At 66.2% G+C, this 20,609-nt stretch carries 14 protein-coding genes and 1 tRNA gene; 8 read left to right on the forward strand and 7 right to left on the reverse strand.

Features of this window, described 5'->3' with window-relative positions; all coding sequences use genetic code 11:
- Positions 1-32 precede the first annotated feature (32 nt).
- A complete protein-coding gene (locus ACZK29_RS20620) occupies positions 33-545 on the reverse strand; it encodes a hypothetical protein (RefSeq protein WP_478446445.1) in 513 nt (170 codons plus the stop codon).
- Positions 546-626: 81 nt separating this feature from the next.
- Between ACZK29_RS20620 and ACZK29_RS20625 the strand changes: the two genes are divergently transcribed.
- Positions 627-1,253, forward strand: coding sequence for a YiiX/YebB-like N1pC/P60 family cysteine hydrolase (locus ACZK29_RS20625; protein WP_111205011.1), 627 nt, complete (start codon positions 627-629; stop codon positions 1,251-1,253).
- A 51-nt stretch (positions 1,254-1,304) separates the two neighbouring features.
- Here the strand turns inward: ACZK29_RS20625 and ACZK29_RS20630 are convergent, their stop codons facing one another.
- The 3 genes from ACZK29_RS20630 to ubiA all read right to left on the reverse strand — a co-directional run bounded on the left by ACZK29_RS20630 (position 1,305) and on the right by ubiA (position 4,333).
- Positions 1,305-1,469 (reverse strand): hypothetical protein, encoded by a 165-nt coding sequence (locus ACZK29_RS20630; RefSeq protein WP_005414774.1) that lies wholly within the window; start codon positions 1,467-1,469, stop codon positions 1,305-1,307.
- 273 nt (positions 1,470-1,742) lie between these two features.
- A complete protein-coding gene (locus ACZK29_RS20635) occupies positions 1,743-3,167 on the reverse strand; it encodes a short-chain fatty acid transporter (RefSeq protein ID WP_181502626.1) in 1,425 nt (474 codons plus the stop codon).
- 272 nt (positions 3,168-3,439) lie between these two features.
- Positions 3,440-4,333 (reverse strand): 4-hydroxybenzoate octaprenyltransferase, encoded by an 894-nt coding sequence (ubiA, locus tag ACZK29_RS20640; protein ID WP_111205013.1) that lies wholly within the window; start codon positions 4,331-4,333, stop codon positions 3,440-3,442.
- A gap of 149 nt (positions 4,334-4,482) precedes the next feature.
- Here ubiA and ACZK29_RS20645 point away from each other — a divergent pair.
- Both ACZK29_RS20645 and ACZK29_RS20650 read left to right on the forward strand, forming a co-directional pair.
- Positions 4,483-4,559, forward strand: a tRNA-Arg gene (locus ACZK29_RS20645).
- Between the two features lie 450 nt (positions 4,560-5,009).
- Positions 5,010-6,719 carry a DUF4434 domain-containing protein gene (locus tag ACZK29_RS20650; protein WP_049404399.1) on the forward strand — a complete coding sequence of 570 codons (1,710 nt, stop codon included), beginning with the start codon at positions 5,010-5,012 and terminating at the stop codon, positions 6,717-6,719.
- Between the two features lie 110 nt (positions 6,720-6,829).
- On the opposite strand, the gene ACZK29_RS20655 is transcribed toward ACZK29_RS20650, so the two are convergent.
- The 3 genes from ACZK29_RS20655 to ACZK29_RS20665 form a co-directional block, all read right to left on the reverse strand.
- Positions 6,830-8,185, reverse strand: a complete 1,356-nt coding sequence (locus tag ACZK29_RS20655; protein WP_478446446.1) for a Gfo/Idh/MocA family protein — start codon at positions 8,183-8,185, stop codon at positions 6,830-6,832.
- Positions 8,186-8,250: 65 nt separating this feature from the next.
- The gene (locus ACZK29_RS20660) at positions 8,251-11,226 is read right to left on the reverse strand and encodes a TonB-dependent receptor (RefSeq protein ID WP_478448669.1); all 2,976 of its coding nucleotides are present in this window, start codon (positions 11,224-11,226) and stop codon (positions 8,251-8,253) included.
- Positions 11,227-11,359: 133 nt separating this feature from the next.
- Positions 11,360-14,725, reverse strand: coding sequence for a TIM-barrel domain-containing protein (locus tag ACZK29_RS20665; RefSeq protein ID WP_478446448.1), 3,366 nt, complete (start codon positions 14,723-14,725; stop codon positions 11,360-11,362).
- A 322-nt stretch (positions 14,726-15,047) separates the two neighbouring features.
- Between ACZK29_RS20665 and ACZK29_RS20670 the strand changes: the two genes are divergently transcribed.
- Genes ACZK29_RS20670 through nagA form a run of 5 tightly spaced genes read left to right on the forward strand, consistent with a single transcriptional unit; the run spans position 15,048 to position 20,419 of the window.
- Complete coding sequence (locus ACZK29_RS20670; RefSeq protein ID WP_478446449.1) at positions 15,048-16,214, forward strand: SIS domain-containing protein; 1,167 nt, start codon at positions 15,048-15,050, stop codon at positions 16,212-16,214.
- On the forward strand, positions 16,207-17,145 hold the full coding sequence (locus tag ACZK29_RS20675; RefSeq protein WP_478446450.1) for an ROK family protein: 939 nt from the start codon (positions 16,207-16,209) through the stop codon (positions 17,143-17,145). The genes ACZK29_RS20670 and ACZK29_RS20675 overlap by 8 nt, the downstream gene beginning before the upstream one ends.
- A gap of 17 nt (positions 17,146-17,162) precedes the next feature.
- The gene (locus ACZK29_RS20680; RefSeq protein WP_478446451.1) at positions 17,163-18,497 is read left to right on the forward strand and encodes a D-tagatose-bisphosphate aldolase, class II, non-catalytic subunit; all 1,335 of its coding nucleotides are present in this window, start codon (positions 17,163-17,165) and stop codon (positions 18,495-18,497) included.
- Between the two features lie 33 nt (positions 18,498-18,530).
- On the forward strand, positions 18,531-19,307 hold the full coding sequence (locus tag ACZK29_RS20685) for a DeoR family transcriptional regulator (protein ID WP_106550030.1): 777 nt from the start codon (positions 18,531-18,533) through the stop codon (positions 19,305-19,307).
- Positions 19,304-20,419, forward strand: coding sequence for an N-acetylglucosamine-6-phosphate deacetylase (gene nagA, locus ACZK29_RS20690; protein ID WP_478446452.1), 1,116 nt, complete (start codon positions 19,304-19,306; stop codon positions 20,417-20,419). The genes ACZK29_RS20685 and nagA overlap by 4 nt, the downstream gene beginning before the upstream one ends.
- The last annotated feature ends 190 nt before the right edge of the window (positions 20,420-20,609 follow it).

A 20,609-nucleotide genomic window follows, 5' to 3' on the forward strand; every position in this document is an offset into this window, starting at 1 on the left:
GCTCCCCCATCCTGCCTGTGCCGGATCAGGTCTCAGATCGACTCATCCTCACGCTTGACCAAGGTCCAGCAAGGCGTCTGCGCGAAGGTATAGGTCTGCTGGTCGCTGCTGTCCGGGGTGCGGATCTGCACCTGCCGCTGCCCATCGGGCAGCGTGTTGACCTGCAGCTCGCGGCCCTGTCCGGCCAGTGCGGCGGGATCCGGCATCACCGGCCACTCGACATCGGCCAGCGCCAGCTGGCTTTCCACCTTGCGCGGTTCCGGCTCGGCCTCGGCATCGATGTAGCTGTCCAGCAACGGGTCGGCGGTGGCCTTTTCCTGCAGCGTGATCTCGTTGCCGAAGTGCTTCAGGAAGGCATCGAATTCCGGGTAGGGGCATTCGCTGCGCGATGGTGCCGGGGCAGGCGTGACCACTGCGGCCGTGGTGGCCGGCGCCGGCACAGCAGGTGTGGCGGCGGTGGGTGTGGTCTGGGGCGCAGGTGCGCACGCAACCAACGTCACGCTGCAGGCGAGCATCAGCACGGAAGGGGAACGGTATCGACGCATGGGCTCATCCTGAATCCGGTCCGGTCGCTCCATGCTACCGCGCACCCTACAATTCCGGCATTCCGCCTGTCCGAGATGCCCATGCGCCGCCTCCTTCTCCTGTTCGGCCTGCTGCTGCCTGCGCTGTGGCCCGCGTATGCCATGGCCGTCGATGTCCGCGAAGGCGACCTGCTGTTCGTCACTGCCGGCCATAGCGGTCTGAGCGCGGCCATCGACGATGCCACCGGCAAGCGGGGTTCGACCAGTTTCGACCATGTGGCCCTGGTGGCCTCGGCGCCGAAGGGCTGGGAGGTGCTGCACGCGGACGAGAAGGGATCGCGCCGGCAGTCGCTGGCCGAGTTCCAGCAGGAAGCCCAAGCCAAGCAGCGGCAGATCGTGGTCTATCGCCTGCGCGCGCCGCAGCGGGACGCGATCAAGGACGCGGTCGCCAGCGCGCGCACGATGCTGGGCAAGCCCTACAACACGTCGTATGTGTTGAACGAGGACAGCTACTACTGCTCGGACTTCATCGAACGCGCCTTCCGCGCGCACCATGTGTTCGCATTGCAGCCGATGAATTTCCGCAACCCGCAGACTGGAGAGATCGCCCAGCACTGGGTGGATCTGTACCGCGGCATGGGCATGGACGTACCGCAGGATCAGCCCGGCACCAATCCGAACGACATGTCGGCGGCGCCGGTGCTGCAGCGTGTCGGCGTGCTGGAATAAGCAAAGCCCCGCACGGGGCGGGGCTTCGCATCACCGGAGCTGGTGGCGAGGTCACTCTTCCTCGTCCTGCCCACCCTGCTGCTGGTTGCGCTGGTTGCGCTGCTGCTGTTCCTGCTGCTGTTGCTGCTGCTGGTCGCGGCCACGACCCTGCTGCTGATCCTGCTGGTTCTGCTGGCCCTGCTGCTTCTGGTTCGGGTTCTGGTTCTGCTGTGCCATGTCCGATCTCCAAAGCCACTCGCGGAATGCGGTGGACGTGGCCATCGTCTGCAGCGAATGGTTAATCACGCGTGGGTGCGCGGCTACATCTGCGTGTACGCCTGTGAATGAACGCGCAGAAGCCCTTGTGGCACAAGCGGCTGAAGGATTCATGCGGGTTCGGCATGTGCTCATGCAGTGGTCAGCATGACGCGCATTCATGGCGTTCTCAGCCGGAAACACGCGCGGAAGGAGGCTGGCTTCCCAACTCACGCAGGCAAGCCAGCCCAGCATTCAGGGCATCACCGGCGGCACATAGGCCAGGGTCATCCCCAGCAGCCACAACAGGCCCAGCACCAGCGGAATGTGCACCAGCAGCTGGATGAAGGTGAAGCCGACGATGTCGCGTGCCTTCAGCCCCAGCACGCCCAGCAGCGGCAGCATCCAGAACGGATTGATCAGGTTCGGCAGCGCTTCGGCGGCGTTGTAGACCTGCACCGCCCAGCCCAGGTGCGCCTTCAGTTCGTTGGCGGCCTGCATCACGTACGGCGCCTCGATGATCCACTTGCCACCACCGGAGGGCACGAAGAAGCCCAGCACGGCCGAATAGACACCCATCACCAGCGCGAAGGTATCGGTGCTGGCCACGTGCACGAACAGGCTCGACAGCCGGTGCGCCAGCGTCTGCCCATCGCCGCCAGCGGCGTGGGTGAGGATCATCGCGATGCCGCCGTACAGCGGGAACTGGATCAGCACGCCGGTGGTGCTGGGCACCGCCTTGGCCACCGCGTTGAGGAAGCTGCGCGGCCGCCAGTGCAGCAGCAGGCCCAGCGAAATGAACAGGAAGTTGTAGGTGTTGAGGTTGGCGATGGCGGTGACCACCGGCTTGTTGGCAAACTCGTTGAACAGCCAGCCGAACGCCAGCAGCGAGAGCAGCACGGTCAGCAGCGGGCTGTATTCCAGCCACTCGCCCGGGCGCGTGCGGCGCTGCAGCGGCTCCGGCTCCGCCTGCGCGGCACCGGGGAAGTCTTCAGCGGTGCGAGCGCTGCCGGCGGCCGGTGCGGTCAACCAGGCGATCAGCAGCGAGACCAGGATCAGCACCGCAGTCAGCGCGATCGACTGCCACAGGAAGATGGTTTCGGTGAACGGCAGGACGCCGGTGATCTCGACCAGGCCCGGCGGCATGCTGGCCGGATTGGCCTGCAGCTGTGCGGCCGAGGAACTCAACCCCATCGCCCACACCGCCCCCAGGCCGAGATACGCCGACGCACCGGCCGCGCGGTAGTCCATGCGCAGTTCGGTACGGCGGGCCAGCGCGCGCACCAGCAGGCCACCGAACACCAGCGAGAAACCCCAGCTGAGCAGCGAAGCGAGCATGCTGACCAGGCCTACGTACACCACCGCACTGCGGCCGGTACGCGGCACCCGGGCGAGGAAATCGATGAAGCGTGCGACCACCGGCGCGGTGGCCACGGCGTAGCCACCGATGACCACGAAGGCCATCTGCATGGTGAAGGGAATCAGGCTCCAGAAACCGTCACCGAAGGCGCTGGCGGTGGCCTGCGGGGTCGAGCCGAAGCCCATCGCGGCCAGCGCGACGATGACCACGCCCAGCACCGCGAACACGTACGCATCGGGGAACCACTTTTCCGCCCAGGCGGCCGAGCGCAGCGCTGCGCGCGCCATCCAGCCGTCCTGTACTTCTGCCGTCGAGGCCATCGCTTACCCTCCCAGGTTCGATGGATCGATTCTGGGCGGTGGGGTGCGGCCTGTCAGCCACCTATTGGTCGTAGGTCGCGGAGGAGGGTAGTGCCGGCCGCTGGCCGGCAACCTCGAGATCGCACACGGGTGCAGCCGGCCAGCGGCCGGCTCTACCAGATCCAAGCATCATCGCAGGTGGTGGAAGGCGGTAACGCCGGCCGCTGGCCGGCAATTTCCCAATTGGGATGGTCGTGCAGCCGGCCAGCGGCCGGCTCTACCTCACCCTGGGCTCAGCGCAGCGCCAGGTCCACTGCGATGCCGGCAAACAGCGCGGCACCCACCCAGTTGTTGTGCAGGAACGCCTTGAAGCACGGGCCGCGCTCGCGGTTGCGGCAGATCCAGAACTCGTAGACCACCAGCGCGGTGGCCACGGCCACGCCGGCCAGGTAATAGCCGCCCAGCCCGCCGCGCACGCCGACCAGCGCCATCGTGGCCAGGAACAGCGCGTACAGCACGCCCTGGATGACCAGGTCCAGGTCGCCGAACAGGATCGCGGTGGAGTGCGAGCCCATCTTCAGATCGTCTTCGCGGTCGACCATCGCATACCAGGTGTCGTACGCGGTGGACCACAGGATGTTGCCGGCGTACAGCAGCCAGCCCAGCATCGGCACTTCGCCCTGCACGGCGGCGAACGCCATCGGGATGCCCCAGCCGAACGACATGCCCAGGTAGACCTGCGGCAGGTGGGTGTAGCGCTTCAGGTACGGGTAGCTGGCGGCGAGGAACACGCCGATGAAGCTCAGGCCGATGGTCAGCCCGTTCATGGTCAGCACCAGGCCGAACGCCACCAGCATCAGTACCGCGAACAGGGCCAGCGCGGCGCGGCCACTGATCGCGCCGGTGGCCAGTGGGCGCGCCTTGGTGCGCTCCACATGCGGGTCGAGCCAGCGGTCGGCATAGTCGTTGATGACGCATCCGGCCGAGCGGGTCAGCCACACGCCGGCGGTGAACACGAACAGCGTCCACAGCGGCGGCAGGCCGCCCGCGGCCAGCCACAACGCCCACCAAGTGGGCCACAGCAGCAGCAGCGTGCCGATCGGGCGATCAGCGCGCATCAGACTCCAGTAATGCCGCCAACGCGGCGTCGCCGGCGACTGCGGCGAAATGAGGGGGGTATCAGCCATGGCGATAGGATACTCCTGCCCCTCCGGCAGGGCTTTGCCCGTGGGGGGAGATTTGTTCGGCGAAACTGGATAGAATGCCGGTCCCGCACCGCCTCATGGCGCTGCGATGCCCGCCCCGGCACTGGTCGGTGGCGCGGCGGTTCTACAACGCGCCCGTAGCTCAGCCGGATAGAGTAGTGGCTTCCGAAGCCATTGGTCGGGGGTTCGAATCCCTCCGGGCGCGCCATTTTTCCTGTCTGGATCAACGCCGCTCACCGTGCCCAGGTGCAACGACGCCCCATCCTGCAGGCAGGCAACCGGATCTTCGACGTCGGCGGTCGGCCCCATAAGCGGGTACGCAAGCCATGCCGGATATGACATCGATCTATGCTCATGCGGTTGCCAGCCAGATCCGGATTGACCACGGGAACATGGTCTCGGATTGGTCCATGCTCTGCTCGATTTAGACGGGACGGCACGCACGGGTCCGACCAGCCTGTGTGGATGCTCATCATCCGAGCGCAGACCAGGCGCTGAAGCCAGAGTACCCGTCGAGCAACCAGGCACGTCGTTGCTGGTCTCCAGCCAGGCCCACAGCGCCATTGACACCTGAGTGCCTGAAACGCAATCTCCGTGACACCCACGCCTCCAGCGCGTGGGTGAGGCTAATCATGGACCGAACGCCAAGGAGAAATTCGTGGACCCGCGATTCTGGCTGATCCTGCTGTTGGCACCCGCAGCCGCTCTGTTTTCGACCCCGTCTCTGGCGTCTGATGCCGTCGGCTACTGCGGAACTCCGTATGACAAGGCTGTCACCACAGAGTACCCAATACGCGGAACATGGATGTACGCCCGGTCGGCCTGTGGGTGGCAGACCTCGCTGCAGGACTTTCATCGGATGGGTGGCACGACAGTACTCAATTTCGGGCCGCATCTTAAGCGTCACACCGATCCTAGTACCGTCGCGATCGGTTGCACGACTGCGGAGGGCACCTCCTGCGTGCAGCAGGCCAGGCAGGAGATCGGGACTGGGCGCATCCGCAACTGGCTGAGCTACGAGTTCAACGAACACTACGGCTCTGCCATCGCGTGCCCCGGAGGATTTGATCGGAAGATCGAAACTGTCGTTGACGGCGTACCCAGAGTGTTCTGGCGCATTGTTCTGCCCCATGACGGGCAGGCAGCCTGTGATTACTCCAGTGGTTCATTCGACGTACTTTTCGTTCAGTACGACGCGAACGCAATCGAGAGCACCACCGCAATGCTCACTGTTGCCGATCACCTCGGCATGGAAGTCTACCTCGGAGCTCCCGCATTCCCCGTCGTCACCGGCCAAGAGTGGCAGATCGATGCAGCCATGCTCTCGTCACACCGCGACTGGGCGCGGCGCGTCTATGCCGACTGGGCAACAAGACATGCTGGACACAGTAGTTTTCGCGGCGCATATCAATCCTATGAGGTGCTGCTGGGAAGCACCTACACTGCGTCCGACACGGAGTACGGCCAGGATGCCGGCCTGTTCCGAAACCTCAACCCAGGCAGAAAATATGCCATCTCACCCTACCTTTTTCTTCTGAAGGACGGTCGCGGCAATACCCAGACCGTCGAGCAGACCGTCAGCGGTTTCAGGCGCTTGGCCACGGCCGGAGTGGACATCATCGCGCCTCAGGATGGGCGCGGTACCGGAAATGCGGCCTACTACTGGCCGGGCCAGGCAACGCAGCTGGTGGGCGCCGTCGACCCCAGGCTTGGTCTTTACCCGCGCGTTGACGCTTCTAGGAGTTTCTCCAGTCAATACGGCGGATCGATACGGGATGTATTCAATGCCCTGGGAGAGGCCAAGAGTGAATTCAACCAAGGGAATCGACGGGTCGAACTGTGGGCCAATATTGAGGCGTTCGAGGAAGACACCGAAAGTCCAGACTACGCAGGTTGCAGCTACATCTCGCTATCGCGAACAACGAAGGAACGGATGGATCGAGCCCTGACATTCGTAGCAGGGCGCGTCGACAAAGTTATTTCCTTCATGTACGACCCGTTGTTCACCTGCACCGATCGCTTCGGTCTTCCGCTCCATCAAGCTATCGCGGCCGATCATGATCGCCCTGTCATAACCGATGCATTTTTCTGGGATGCACCGTCAACCGGCATGGTTGTGAACGGCCACGGCATCGGTGCGGGCACCGAACTTCAGATCACCTGGTACGACTCCAACTGGCAATTGCAGACCCAGCGTCTTTCGCCAGGCTGGATCTATCCAGGTGGCGCCGGCGCAGGGCTTGACTCCATATGGATTCCATTCCAGCGCTCAGATCTTGCTCCCGGCTTCTTCATTTACATCGGTGCGGTTAAAAGTACCCAGTCCGGAACAAAATCCACTACCGAGAACTTCAGCCTCGGATATTGACTGGTTTCGTCGCAGCCGAGCGTGGGCTCGGCTCTACAAGGCGAATGCCCCAGAAACAGCAACGCCGGGAATCGCCCGGCGTTTCCGTCACAACATGGAAGGGGTAAATCTCAGTACTTGCCGTCAAACGCAAAGATCGGCTTGCGCTGCTTCCACTCACCGGCGGTAAAGTCCGGGAACTCCAGGGTCTGGAAGCTGTTGGCGATCGACTGCTCGCTCAATGGGGTGATCGCGCTCCAGGTCACCGCGTCGTAGATGTCGATCGGCATCGGTGCCTTGGCCTTCAGCGCTTCAACAAATGCATGGATGACGAACCAGTCCATGCCACCATGCCCTGCACTCGCGGCGGTGTCGGCATTCTGCTTCCACAGCGGATGCTCGTACTCGTCCTGGTACTTCTTGAACTCTTCCCACTGGTGCGGCGGGCTGCGGCCTTCGATGTGGATCGAATGGTTCACATCCATCCACAGGCCCTTGGTGCCCTGCACACGGAAGCCCATCGAGTACGGTCGCGGCAGTGAAGTATCGTGCTGCAGCAGGATGGTTTCGCCGTTCTCGCAGGCCAGCGTGGTGGTCACGATGTCGCCCAGCTTGAACTTCACCTTGGTGCTGGGGTGGGTGGTGCCGCCGCTCTTGGCCACGGTGTATTCGTGCAGGCCGCGTGCCTTGGTCGCGAAGGCATTGATGTGGGTGAAGCGGTTGCCACGGTTGATGCCGGTGTACATCGCGCACGGGCCGATGCCGTGGCTGGGGTACAGTTCGCCATTGCGCTCCACCGAATGCTCGGTGCGCCAACGTGCTTCGCTCCAGCCCTTGGGACCGAATTCCACGCCGCTGTCGTAGGGCTGGTTCGGGTCGCCGGAATTGAACTTCACGCCGCGCAGGTCGTGCTGGTAACCGGCCTGCAGGTGCACCAGCTCGCCGAACAGGCCCTGGCGCACCATCTGCAGCGCGGCCATCACGTCACGGCGGTAGCAGACGTTTTCCAGCAGCATGTACGGAGTGCCGGTGCTCAGCTGGGTCTTCAGCACATCCCAGTGGTCCTGCAGGGTGATGCCGGCCACCACTTCGCAGCCCACGGCCACCCCGGCCTGCATGGCGGCAATCGCCATCGGCGCGTGGTATTCCCACGGCGTGGCGATGATCACGCCATCGATGCCCTTCTGTTCCAGCAGGCGCTTCCAGGCGTTGGTATCGCGGTCCTGGCCGTAGGTCTTCGGGGCCGGCTTGCCGGCCTTGGCCACCATGTCCATGGCACGGCCGAGCATGATCGGTTCGATGTCGCACAGCGCGACCACCTCGACGTCGTCGCGGCGCACCAGCTCCTTCAGCAGCACCAGGCCACGCATGCCGGTACCGATCATGGCCAGGCGCACCTTGCGCCCGCGCGCCCATGCCGGGGTCTGCGGCAGCAGGCTGCTGGCGGCGACAGCGGCACTGGCCGCGATGAATTCCCTACGCTTCATGGCAAACATCTCTCCTCTTGGCAGCGAGCCGGCCGTAGCCGGCCCGCCGGGTCACGCAAACGGGATTACTTGAAACGGTAGCCGATGGTCACACTGTAACCACGGCCAAAGATGGTTGCGTAGTCACTGGAGTCACCCAGGAAGCTGTTCGGATCGTAGAACGGCAGGCGGTTGAACAGGTTCTTGACGGTGAAGCTGAGGTTCCACGCATCATCCGGGCGCCAGGTGACGCTCATGTTGGCGGTCCACCACGACGGCGCACCATCACACTTGCTCTTCTGCAGGGCCAGGTAGCCGCCGGTGCAGGTTTCCTTGTTGTTGCTCACTTCATCGACCTGGTCGGTGGCCCACTTGGTGCCGCCCACGTAGTTGACGAACATGCTGGTGGTGACCTGCTTGTAGGTCCAGTCGGCATTGAGCGTGGCACGCAGGCGCGGGTTGTTGTAGTAGCCCACTACGTCGCCGTAGTACCAGCCGTTCTCCGCATCCATGTAGAAGCGGTTGCGGTTGGCAATGGTGGCGGCCAGGCCGATGTTCAGGTTGCCCCAGTCGCCCAGCGAGAAGCGGCTGCGCGCATCGATGTCGAAGCCATCGATCAGGGTCTTGCCGCGGTTCTTGTACTGGCCCACCACGCTGGCCACGTTGCCGGCCGAGTAGCCCGGCAGGTTCGCCGGGCAGCTCACGCCGCTGGCCGGGTCGGCGCACATCGCCGCCAGCTGGGCCAGGTTGGCACGGTCACTGTCGGTGATCGGCGAGCGCGACATCGAGATGATGTCTTCCATGCGGCGATAGTCCGGCGCGACGATTTCGTTGTTGCGGTAGATGAACCAGTAGTCGGCCGACACCGAGAGCCAGCTCGCCGGCTCGTAGACGAAGCCGAGAGTAGCGATCTTCGCCTTCTCCGGCTTCAGGTCCTTGTTCGGCTGGGTCATGCGCGCCACGGTGCGGCTGCAGTCCACGTTCAGCAGGGTCTTGCCCAGATCGACGTCACCCGGGCGCTGCGAGCGCAGCAGCAGGTTGGCGATGGCGTTGGTCTCGTTGCAGCGCAGCTCGTCGCGGAAGCCACCCAGCTGCGCGAACACGCCACCGTTGCCCGACTCGGCCAGGCTGGGTGCACGGAAGCCGGTGGAATAGGTACCGCGCAGCATCAGCTGGTCGAAGGCCTGGTACTTGAAGCCGATCTTCGGTGCCACGTTGGCGCTGAAGTTCGGGTACTTGTCCACGCGCACCGCCGCATCCAGTTCCAGCTTGTCGGTGATCGGCGCCACGGTCTCGGCGAACAGCGCGTAGGTGTTGCGCTTACCGTCGAACCAGGAGCCACCCTGCTGGGAGATCAGGCCGTTGGCCGCATCGGCGTTGCCCGGGGTGTAGAAGGTTTCGCGGCTGGCGTTGAAGCCGAAGGCCGCACGCATCTCGCCGGCCGGCAGCTGGAACAGCGGACCTTCGATCTTGCCGTCGAGGGTGTGCAGGCGGGTCCACGACTGGATGTCGAAGGTCGGGAACGCTTCTCGGATCAGTGCGGCGTTGGCTTCGCTGATCTCGCCGAACTTGTACGCCGGGTGGTCGGAGATGATCACGCGGCCGGTGCCCGGATCGATCGAGTACGGGCCGAACGCCTTCTCGAAGCCCTTGATGTTGACGTTGATCGTCTGGTACGTGGTGGAATGCGTACCCGCGCTGGCGAACGCGGTTTCCCAGTTCCAGTCACCGCGGTTGCCACGCGCACCGGCCAGCACGCGGTAGCTCTTGTCAGTATTGCGCTGGCCGAAGTAGTTCGGGCCGGCATCCTGCAACAGGTAGTTCAGGCCGACCACGCCGCCCATCATTGCCTTCATCTGCGGGCTGGCGTGGTTGTACTCGTTGTTCGGGCCCAGGAACGGGTACAGGAACTGGTTGACGGTGTTGCCGGTATTGCGCGAGAACCAGCTGGTGGGGTTGCCGGTGGTGGTGCCGTAGGTGCGCGGCGTACCGCCGTTGGCGCGCAGGTCGATATCGGTGTAGGTCGCCTCGGCGAAGATCTCGGTGCTGTCGCCCACCAGGAAGGTGCCGTTGAGGTAGGCGGTGTTGCGCTCGGATTTGGCGCCGGCATCGATCTCGTTGTTCATCCAGGTTTCCCAGACGCAACGCGGGCCGGCCGCTTCACTGGTCAGCACGTTCTTGCAGCCCGGCGCGGCTTCCTGCACGCGGCGGCCGGTGACCGGATCGAACGCGAAGTAGCTGCCCGGGTTGAACTCACCCGGCTTGCTGCCCACGCCCAGGCGCAGGTTGTTGAGGTAGTTCGGATTGTTGACGTAGTACTGGTCGGGCCGCTTGTCGTAGAAGTCGCTCAGCGGAATCGCGTCGCGGCGGTACATGTTCACCGCGCCGTAGATGTTGAAGCGGTTCTCGGCCAGGTCACCGAAGCCGGCGGTAATGCTGGCCTGGCGCTCGCCGTAGGAGTCGATGCGCGAGGAGGTGTCGTTGGTGAAGCTGACCTCGGCACCCTGGAAGTTGCGCTTGGTGATCACGTTGATCACGCCGGCCACCGCGTCGGTGCCGTACACCGCCGAGGCGCCGTCGGTCAGCACTTCCATGCGCTCGATGGCGGCGGCCGGGATCGCATCGATGTTGACGAACTGGGTCTGGAATCCGGCCGGTGCGCCGTAGTACGACAGGCGACGGCCGTTCAGCAGCACCAGCGTGCCCTGCGCACCGAGCCCGCGCAGGTTGGCCTGCGAAGCGCCATCGGAACCGGTGAACAGCGAACGCGCATCCTGCTGTGCCGGGCGTGCGGCGGGCAGGTTGTCGAGCACCTGCAGCAGCGTGCGCGCACCCATGTTCTGGATGTCCTGCTTGCTGATCACCTGCACCGGGGACGCGGTTTCCACGTCGGTGCGGCGGATGTTCGAGCCGGTGACCTCGATGCGGGCCAGGTCGGTGGCCTTGTCCTTGCTCTCCTGGGCGAAGGCGGGAACGGCGACCGACAGCAGCACGCCGGCGATGGCCAGCGACAGCGGAGCGATCGAACGACAGGGGGGGCGGTGGTGGCGTGCGGGCAACATCGGGGTTCTCTCCTGGCAGGGGTGCAGCGCAATAAGTGAGCGCGTGGGCGTTCGGCGGGCAAAACGCTCCCGGGCCACGGCCATGAGGGCCGTAGTCGGAATGGGCGGGGGGAGGAGCGGTGTTACGAGGGGGTCATGGGGCGACGATGCTGGCGGAGTCGCCCTCCTGGCCGATCAGCACGGCGTTGGCCCAGTTGGCGCAGACCTGGGCGGGTTGGCTGCCCTGCGCACCCAGCGTGCGCAGGCTCAGGCTGGAAAGGCCACGGATGTCCAGCTCCGGCTTGACCACGCCGGGCGCCTTCACCAGGCCGCTGTCGTACAGCAGGCGGTTGTCACCCCAGACCTGGAACTGGAGTCCACCAGCGCTGCGGCACGCGTCGTCGATGCCGAGGTCGGCACGCAGCAGGTGCCAGCCCCCCTGCAGGCGCAGGTCGATGCGGCTGGTGGCGCCCACGCCCAGGCCACGGCGGAACTGCAGGCCGTTCATGCGCATGCCGGCGTCGCCACGGAAGGACTGGTCGGTGCGCACCTGGCTGGCCAGCGCGGCCGGCACCGGCAGCTCGGAGAGATAGCGCTGCCGGGCCGGTCGCTCCGGTTCCTGGTGTTCGAGGATGTGGAAGGTGGACAGGGCGATCGGGCCGACGTCGCGCGGCTGCAGCGCATCGAAGGCACGGGCGCTGCCCTGCGCTGCCGTAACCATCGGATCGGTGCTGCTGGCGCCGTCGCCTTCGGGGTTCTGCACGCTCAGCACGCGGAAGCGCAGCAGGCGGCCGGCGTGGGCCGGGAAGTCGATGCGCTGCACGCCTTCCTTCAGCTGCAGGCGGCCGCGGGCGATCGGCTCACCCCACTCGCCATTGCTGTCACCCAGGTACACCTCGTAGTCGCGCACCTGGCCATGCTTCCAGTTCTTGTCGTTGCGCGGCGCGATGTCGATGCCATCGATCATCTTCCGCTCACCGAACCCGATCACCCACTCATGCGCTCCGGTGCGCACGGCCTGGTTGCGCACGCTGCGGAACCAGGTACCCGGGTCATCATCGAAGGCGTTTTCCAGGGCGTGGCCGGGCTCTTCGGCCGGGCGGTTGACCACCAGCAGGCTGTCGGCGGGCAGTTCGCGGCCGAGCACCGGTGCGGCCGGATAGGCATCGTCGGCAGCGGCAGCGGCGGCGGCGACCGCGAAGTCCAGCTGCAGCTGCAGCGGCTGGCGGATGTCCTGGCTGGCGGTGCGCACATGCAGGGTGCCGCGACGCTCGGCGGCATCGAAGTACCAGCCTTCAGCAGCAGCGTTGAACGCAGCGGCATCAGCCAGCGCCGGCAGCGCGCGGCCAGCGGCCTGCACCGCACGCGGTGCCTGGCGGCTGAGCACGCGCAGGCCATAGCGGCGCTGCGGCAGCTGGCCGTTGTACTGGCCCTGCACCGCATCGATCTGCACCTGCACCGGGCCACTGCCCTGCGCCGGCGCCTGCACGCGGATCCGCTGCGTGCTCGACTCGCCCTGCTGGTAACGGCGGGTGTTGCCGTCGTCTTCGTACAGCGTGTACTGCGAGTCGCCCTGCGGGTACAGGTCGAAGGTCACTTCATCGAGCGGTTTCTCGCCATCGAACAGCATCGACGGGTACATCGGCAGGATCGCACCGGCACGCACGAATACCGGCAGCGTGGACAGGTCCACCTGGCGGTCGAGCTGGCGGCCGTCGGCGCCGGCCTGCACGCGGCGGCCATCCCAGTAGTCGATCCAGCCGCCGGCCGGCAGGTGGATGTCGCGACGCCAGCCACGGCTGGCGGCCTGGCTGCGGTAAACCGGCGCTACCAGCAGGTCGCGGCCGAGCAGGAACTGGTACTTGTAGGTTTCATCCTGCGCATGCGGGTCGCGCGGGTTGTCCCACATCAGGCCACGCACCGGCGGCGCACCGGTCTGCGCGGCGTCGTGCACCAGCCCGTACATGTACGGGGTCAGGCGCATCTTCAACTTCAGGTAATCGCGGTTGATGCTGCGGTAGGGTTCGTCGTACCACCACGGATGCTTGCGTGCGTTCGACGACCAGCCGCTCATGCCCATCAGTACCGGGGTGAATGCTTTCCACTGCAGGTCGCGGGTGAAGGTTTCGGCGCTGCCGCCGAAGATCGCATCCACATCGCCGCTGGCGTAGGCCATGCCGGACAGGCCGGAGCCGACCAGGGTCGGCACGTGCCAGCGGATGTAGTCCCAGCTGCTGCTCTGGTCGCCGGTCCAGGCCACGGCGTAGCGCTGGATGCCGGCCCAGCCCATCACTGTCCACAGGAACGGGCGCGAATCGGAATTGTCGAGGATGCCGTTGAACGCCTGGCGGTTGGCGTCCATCGCGAACTGGTAGCCCTTGCCGGTCCAGGCCACGTCCAGCTTCTGCACGCGGCTGCCAGCCTTGCCCACTTCCCAGGCGATCTTGTCGACGCCGTTCTCGGTCCACAGTCCGGTGCGGAAACCGTAGCCGGCCAGCCCCTTCACCGTTTCCGGCAGCTGCTTGTAGCCACAGCCGTAGCCATCGTTGGGCAGGATCCAGCCACCGGGCATGTCGTGGGCGCGGTACTGCTTGGCCACGCTGTCGATCACATCGGGGGTGGTGCCGGTCGGGCCGTCGCTCCAGCCTTCGGGCACGGTGCCGGGCTTCTTGCTGTTGTCGCCGTCGTTGTAGCAATCGGCATCGCCGTAGGACAGCGCCCAGCGCGCGACCATGTTCGGGCGGCCGGTCAGCTGGGTGTAGCGCTCGATCAGCTTGGGCAGATCCGCGCCGACGAAGTAGTAGGCGTCGAAACGGTCTTCGCGATGCAGCAGCGTGGCCTGGTCGGCCTCGCGCAGATCGTAGCTGCCATCACTCCAGGTATTGCGCAGCATGCCCCAGCCAAGGCTGCTCAGCAGCATCGGCGCCGGGCTCGGGCGGTCGCCCTCTTCCCAGCCGCCGGAATAGGACACGTCCAGCTCGCGGCCCTTGAACTGGTAGCGGCCGTTCTGCTGGCCACCGCCGAAGTAGCCTTCATCGGCCTGCGACGACAGCACCTGCACGCTCTGCGTGGCATCCAGGTCCAGCGGCTGAAGCTCCCGCCACAGCGGGGTGGGCTGGCCATTGTCCAGGCGTTCCAGGCGCATGCGCAGCGGCTGCCGCTGCACATGCAGCACCAGCGCATCGGTACGCACGCGGATTTCCTGCGCGTCTTCTTCCAGCTGCGCCTGCACGTTCGCCTTGGGCTGCGGCAGCACGATCGGCGCGGCCTTGTCGCCGGCGCCGATCAGTTTGCCGTTGCGGCCGGCCTGCACGCGGATGATGTCGGCAGCCGGCAGTTCGATGCGGATGCGTGCGCCCTTGTCGGTCTGCAGGTCCCAGCCGCGCACGCCATCGCGGCTGTCGCTGGTGCTGACCGAATGCAGGTTGCCGACCGGCTCGGCCCGGGCCGGCATGGACGCCAGCATCAATGCCGGCAACAGGGCCAGCATCAGCGGCGAGCGACGAACGCAGTTTTCCACGCGGACTCCCAACCCGTTCACCGGGCGTTTCGAAAGCGATTGGGCCGACTCTAGGGCAGCAATTCGAAAGATGTCAATAAACTGAAAGGAAAAAGGAAGATATATTCCATTGAAACGAAAGTTGTTGCGGCGCAATACTTTGTGTAACCGCTTGCAGATGCCTGTTAAGCATTGTGCGATACGGCATTCGACGGTTTCTTTCGTTTCCCGGCATGCCCGGGACAGAGCGAAGTCGGCATCACATTTTCTTTCTTTTTACTTTCGCTATTTGACATTTCGAAAGAAAACACAGATGGTGCGCTGGCCCAACTGGAACCTCCGAATGGACGTCACCCTGCTTTCCGATGTGTCCGCCTGGCAGCGCCTGGGCGGAGCCGATACCGCTACCGAAATCGCCCAGCAGCCTGCGCTGTGGGAAGCCCTCGCCCAGGACCTGTCGCGGGCCCGCGACCGCCTGCAGGCCTTCCTCGGCGACAGCCTCAACGATCCCAACCAGCGCGTGCTGTTCACCGGCGCCGGCAGCTCCGGCTTCATCGCCGAAATGGTGGCCGACGCGATCAATGCGCAGTGGCCGGCCGAGGTGCGCGTGGTGCACACCACCAGCCTGCTGACCCACCCGGCGCTGTACCTGCAGCGCGACCGCCCCACCCTGCTGGTGTCGTTTGGCCGCAGTGGCTCCAGCCCGGAAAGCGTGGCTGCGGTGGACCGCGTGCGCGCCGATGTGGATGACGCACGCTTCCTCGACATCACCTGCAACGCCGATGGCGAACTCGCCCGCCGCGGCGCCGGCCGCGCAGATACCTGCACCCTGCTGATGCCCTCGGCCAGCTGCGACCGCGCGTTCGCGATGACCAGCAGCCTGACCTGCATGCTGCTGGCTGCGCTGACTGTATTCGACCGCTCGCCGTGGGATGCCCGCGTGGCACGCCTGAAGCAGGTCGCCGCGCTGGCCCGCGAAGGCCAGGCGCAGTGGGATGCACCGGTGGCAGCGCTTGCACAGGGCCCGTTCAACCGCGTGATCTACCTCGGCAGTGGCCCGCTGGAAGCACTGGCGCGCGAGTGCGCGCTGAAGGTGCTGGAGCTGACCGCCGGCCGCGTGCTGGCGTTGGCCAATACGCCACTGGGCTTCCGCCATGGCCCGAAGTCGACGCTGGACGGCAACACCCTGGTGGTGGTGCTGCGCAGCGTGCAGCCGCTGGCGCGCCGCTACGAACAGGACCTGCTGGAAGAACTGCGCCGCGACGGCGTGGCCGGCCAGGTGCTGGCGATCGGCCCGCACTCGGATATCGGCACCGATGACGAGTACACCCTTGTGGTGCCGCCGCTTCACACTGCATTCGACGACCCGTGGCTGGCGCCGGTGTGGCTGGGCTTCGCGCAGCTGTTCGCGCTGCAGCGCTCGGCCGCGCTCGGCCTGACCCCGGACAACCCGTTCCCGGACGGCACCGTCAACCGCGTCGTCAAGGGCGTCACCATCCACCATGGCTGAGCTGATCGCCCACGCCTGCTACGGCATCGACATCGGCGGCACCAAGATCGAGCTGGTGGCGTGCGATGCGGCGATGCAGGTCACCTGGCGGCGCCGGGTCAGCACCCCGCAGGGCGACTACGACGGCTTCCTGCAGGCCCTGCTGGGCCTGGTGGCCGACGCGGATGCCGCGCTGGGCCGCAATGATTCCGCCATCGGCATCGCCCTGCCCGGCGTGCGCGATCGCCGCAGCGGCCGCCAGCTGAGCGCGAATGTGCCGGCATTGACCGGCCACAGCGTGGCCGCCGACCTGCAGGCGTGCCTGCAGCGGCCGCTGCACTTCGGCAACGACCTGCAGTGCTTCGCCCTGTCCGAGGCACATGGCGGTGCTGCTGACGGTTACCCCAGCATGTTCGGCGCCATCCTCGGCACCGGTGCCGGCGGCGGCTTCTGCCTGCAGGGTCGCCTGCTGTCCGGCTTCAACGGCCTGGCCGGCGAATGGGGCCACTGGGGCGTGCCCGGCCACCTGCTGCAGCGCCATGGCCTGCCACTGATCGACTGCGCCTGCGGCCTGCAGGGCTGCGTGGAGCGCTATGTGTCCGGCAGCGGCCTGGCGATGATCGAACGCCACCTCGGTGGCAGTGCAGTGGATGCCAGCGCTGTGATCGCCCTGGCCGAAGCCGGCGATGCACGTGCGCGCAAGGCGCTGGACATCCACCGCGATCTGCTTGGCCACAGCCTGGCCGCGCTGGTGCTGGCGCTGGACCCGCACGTGATCGTGCTCGGCGGCGGCCTGTCGCAGTACGCGCCGCTGTACCAGCAGCTGCCGGCCGCGATTTCCGCGCATCTGTTCAACGGCGTGCAGGTACCCCCGATCGTGCCGCCGCGCTTCGGCGATGCCGGCGGCGCACGCGGTGCTGCCCTGCTCGCTTGCCAACCCTCGTTTTCCTGATCGACCGGAGCCTGACCATGTCCCCGTTGCAGACCCTGCTTGCCTCCCACCGCGCCGGTGCCAATGTCGGCCTGTACAGCGTCTGCTGCAGCAACGAGCAGGTGCTGCGCGCGGCCATGCACGTGGCGCTGGCGCATGGCACCGTGCTGCTGATCGAGGCCACTTCCAATCAGGTCGACCAGTTCGGCGGCTACACCGGCATGACCCCGCCGCAGTACCGCGACTACGTCGGCAGGCTGGCCGATGAAGAAGGTTTCCCGCGCGAGCGGCTGATCCTGGGCGGCGACCACCTTGGCCCGAATGCCTGGCAGAAGCGCCCGGCCGCCGAGGCGATGACCCACGCACGCGTGCTGATCGAAGCCTATGTCGCCGCCGGCTTCCACAAGATCCACCTGGATTGCAGCATGTCCTGCGCCGATGACCCGGTGCCGCTGCCGGACGCCATCGTCGCAGCGCGTTCGGCCGAGCTGGCTGAAATCGCTGAGCGCACCGCTGCGGATCATGGCCTGCCGCCACCGGTCTACGTGATCGGTACCGAAGTGCCGATTCCCGGTGGCGAAGCCTCGCTGGCCGAAGGCCTGCAGGTGACCACGCCAGCGGCCGCCGCGCAGACCCTGGCCATCCACCAGCAGGCCTTCGACACGCCGCAACTGCGCGATGCGTGGCAGCGCGTGATCGCGATAGTGGTGCAGCCGGGCGTGGACTTCGACCACAGCAGCGTGCACGAGTACGACGCGGCCGCTGCCAGCACGCTGGCCGACTTCCTCGAACAGCAGCCGCGCATCGTGTTCGAAGCGCATTCCACCGACTACCAGCGCGAAAGCGGCCTGCACGCCCTGGTGCGCGACCACTTCGCCATCCTCAAGGTTGGCCCGGCGGCGACCTTCGCCTACCGCGAAGCGCTGTTCGCGCTGGCCGCGATCGAGGCCGAACTGCTGCCGGCCGCACAATGCTCGCGCCTGCCGCAGGTGCTGGATGAAGTGATGGTGGCGCAGCCGAAGTACTGGCAGTCCTACTACCAGGGCGATGAGGCAGCGCTGCGCCTGCTGCGCAGCTATTCCTTCAGCGACCGCTGCCGCTACTACTGGGGCGAGCCGGCGCTGGTACAGGCGGTGCAGACCCTGTTCGCCAACCTGGAACAGCACGCGCCGCCGCTGGTGCTGCTCAGCCAGTACCTGCCGGAACAGTACCGCGCCGTGCGCGAAGGCACCCTGGCCAACACCCCCACCGCACTGGTGCAGCACCGTATCGGCCTGTGCCTGGGTGAGTACGCCCGTGCCTGCAGCGCCAACCAGGCCGGAACCCGCACTCACCACGCAGGTTCGGCTGCCGCCGTTGCTGCGAACGGCTAATCTCTACCTTTCCCCGCGACACCGAGAATGGCCATGCGCAACACCCGCTCCCGCCGGCAACAGATCCTGCAGCTGCTGATCGAGCACGGCTCGGTGCAGGTGGCCGATCTGGTCGAGCGCTTCGGCGTGTCGGCGGTGACCATCCGTGCCGACCTGACCCATTTCGAATCGCAGGGCCTGGCCAACCGTACCCACGGTGGCGCCACGCTGGTGCGCACGCCGCCGCAGGAACAGGACATCCACGAAAAGGACGCACTGAACCTGCCGCTGAAGGAATCGATCGGCGCGTGTGCCGCGCGCCTGGTACGGCCTGGTGACAACATCATCATCGATTCCGGCTCGACCACGATGACCCTGGCCCGCCACCTGCGCAGCCAGCGCGACGTGACGGTGATGACCAACGGGCTGAACATCGCCTGGGAACTGGCCAACGCGCCCGGCATCAACGTACTGCTGACCGGTGGGCTGCTGCGCCAGCAGTCGCTGTCGCTGCAGGGCAGCCAGGCCGAAGCCAGCCTCAACTCCTACAGCTTCGACACCCTGTTCCTGGGCGTGGACGGCCTGGACCTGCAGTTCGGGTTGACCACCCATGACGAAGCCGAAGCCCGCCTCAACCATCGCATGGTCGAGCGTGCACGCCGCATCGTGGTGCTCACCGACGCCTCCAAGTTCGGGCGCGTCAGCCTGCACCGCATCGCCCTGCTGGATCAGATCCACACCATCATCACCGATGCCGGCATCGACGACGCGTCCCGCGAGGGCCTGCAGCGGCTGGGCATCGAAGTGATCATCGCCGAGCCAGCCGCATGACCGACACCCGTTCCCTGCATGGCCGCATCCTCACCCCGCTGGGCTGGCGGCGTGGCCAGGTCCACTTCGATTCGCACGTGCGCCAGCTGCAGGTGGACGACCACAGCGGTGCCGACGACCTGCAGCTGCCGGTGATCCTGCCCGGCTTCATCGACCTGCATGTGCATGGCGCCGCCGGCGTGGACCTGATGCAGGGCGGCGACGTGGCGCGCACCATCGCCCGTACCCATCTGCGCTTTGGCACCACCACGCTGCTGGCGACCACCATGACCGCTGGCCTGGATGAGATCGAGCACGCGCTGCATGGCGTGGCCGCCACCATGGCCGCACCCGACGCCGAGGCCGCCTGTATTGCCGGCGTGCATCTGGAGGGGCCGTTCATCAGCCCGCAGCGGCTGGGTGCGCAGCCCAACCGGACCATCGAGGCGACGCTGGCGCTGGTACAGCAGCTGCGCGCGCTGGCGCCGATCCGGGTGATGACGCTGGCGCCGGAGATCGGCGAGCACACCGCGCTGATTCCCGCGCTTTCGGCAATGGGCATCCGCGTGCAACTCGGCCACAGCGCCGGCACGTACGAAGAGGGTGTGGCTGCGCTGCAGGCCGGTGCCTCCGGCTTCACCCATCTGTTCAACGGCATGACCGGCGTCGATCACTATCGCCCGGGCATTGCGGCGGCGGCACTGGCACATGCGCAGTACGCCGAGATCATTCCCGACCTGCAGCACATCCATCCCGGCGTGATCCGTCTGGCCGCGCGCGCGATCCCGCGCCTGTACGCGGTGACCGATGCCACGGCCGCCACCGGCATGCCCGATGGCGAATACGCGCTGGGCGAGCAACGCGTGCACAAGTGCGGCGGCTGCGTGCGCCTGGCGACCGGTTCTCTGGCGGGTAGTGCACTGACCATGGACCAGGCGCTGCGCAACCTGGTGCAGGTGGGCCTGGAGCTGGCCGATGCCTCGCAACGTGTTTCCACCTTCCCGGCCGATTACCTGGGCCTGGGCGATCGCGGCCGCATCGCGCCCGACGCCCGTGCCGACCTGGTGGTGCTGGACGCCGAACTGCGCCTGCAGCAGGTGGTGGTAGGCGGGCGCGTGGTCGATTTGAACTGACACGCGCGATGCGGCCCGGATGCCGCGCAGGCTCCCTGTAGAGCCGAGCCATGCTCGGCTCAGCGCGCGAAGCGCGGCATGGGGAACCTCGATATCGGAACGGAAAGCAGCCGAGCATGGCTCGGCTCTACAGAAAGCACTCTGCGACGAACCGCCGCCGGGCGTGGCCCGGCGCTACCACAGGAACTGC

Source organism: Stenotrophomonas sp. 89682_Sma, from assembly GCF_056481405.1.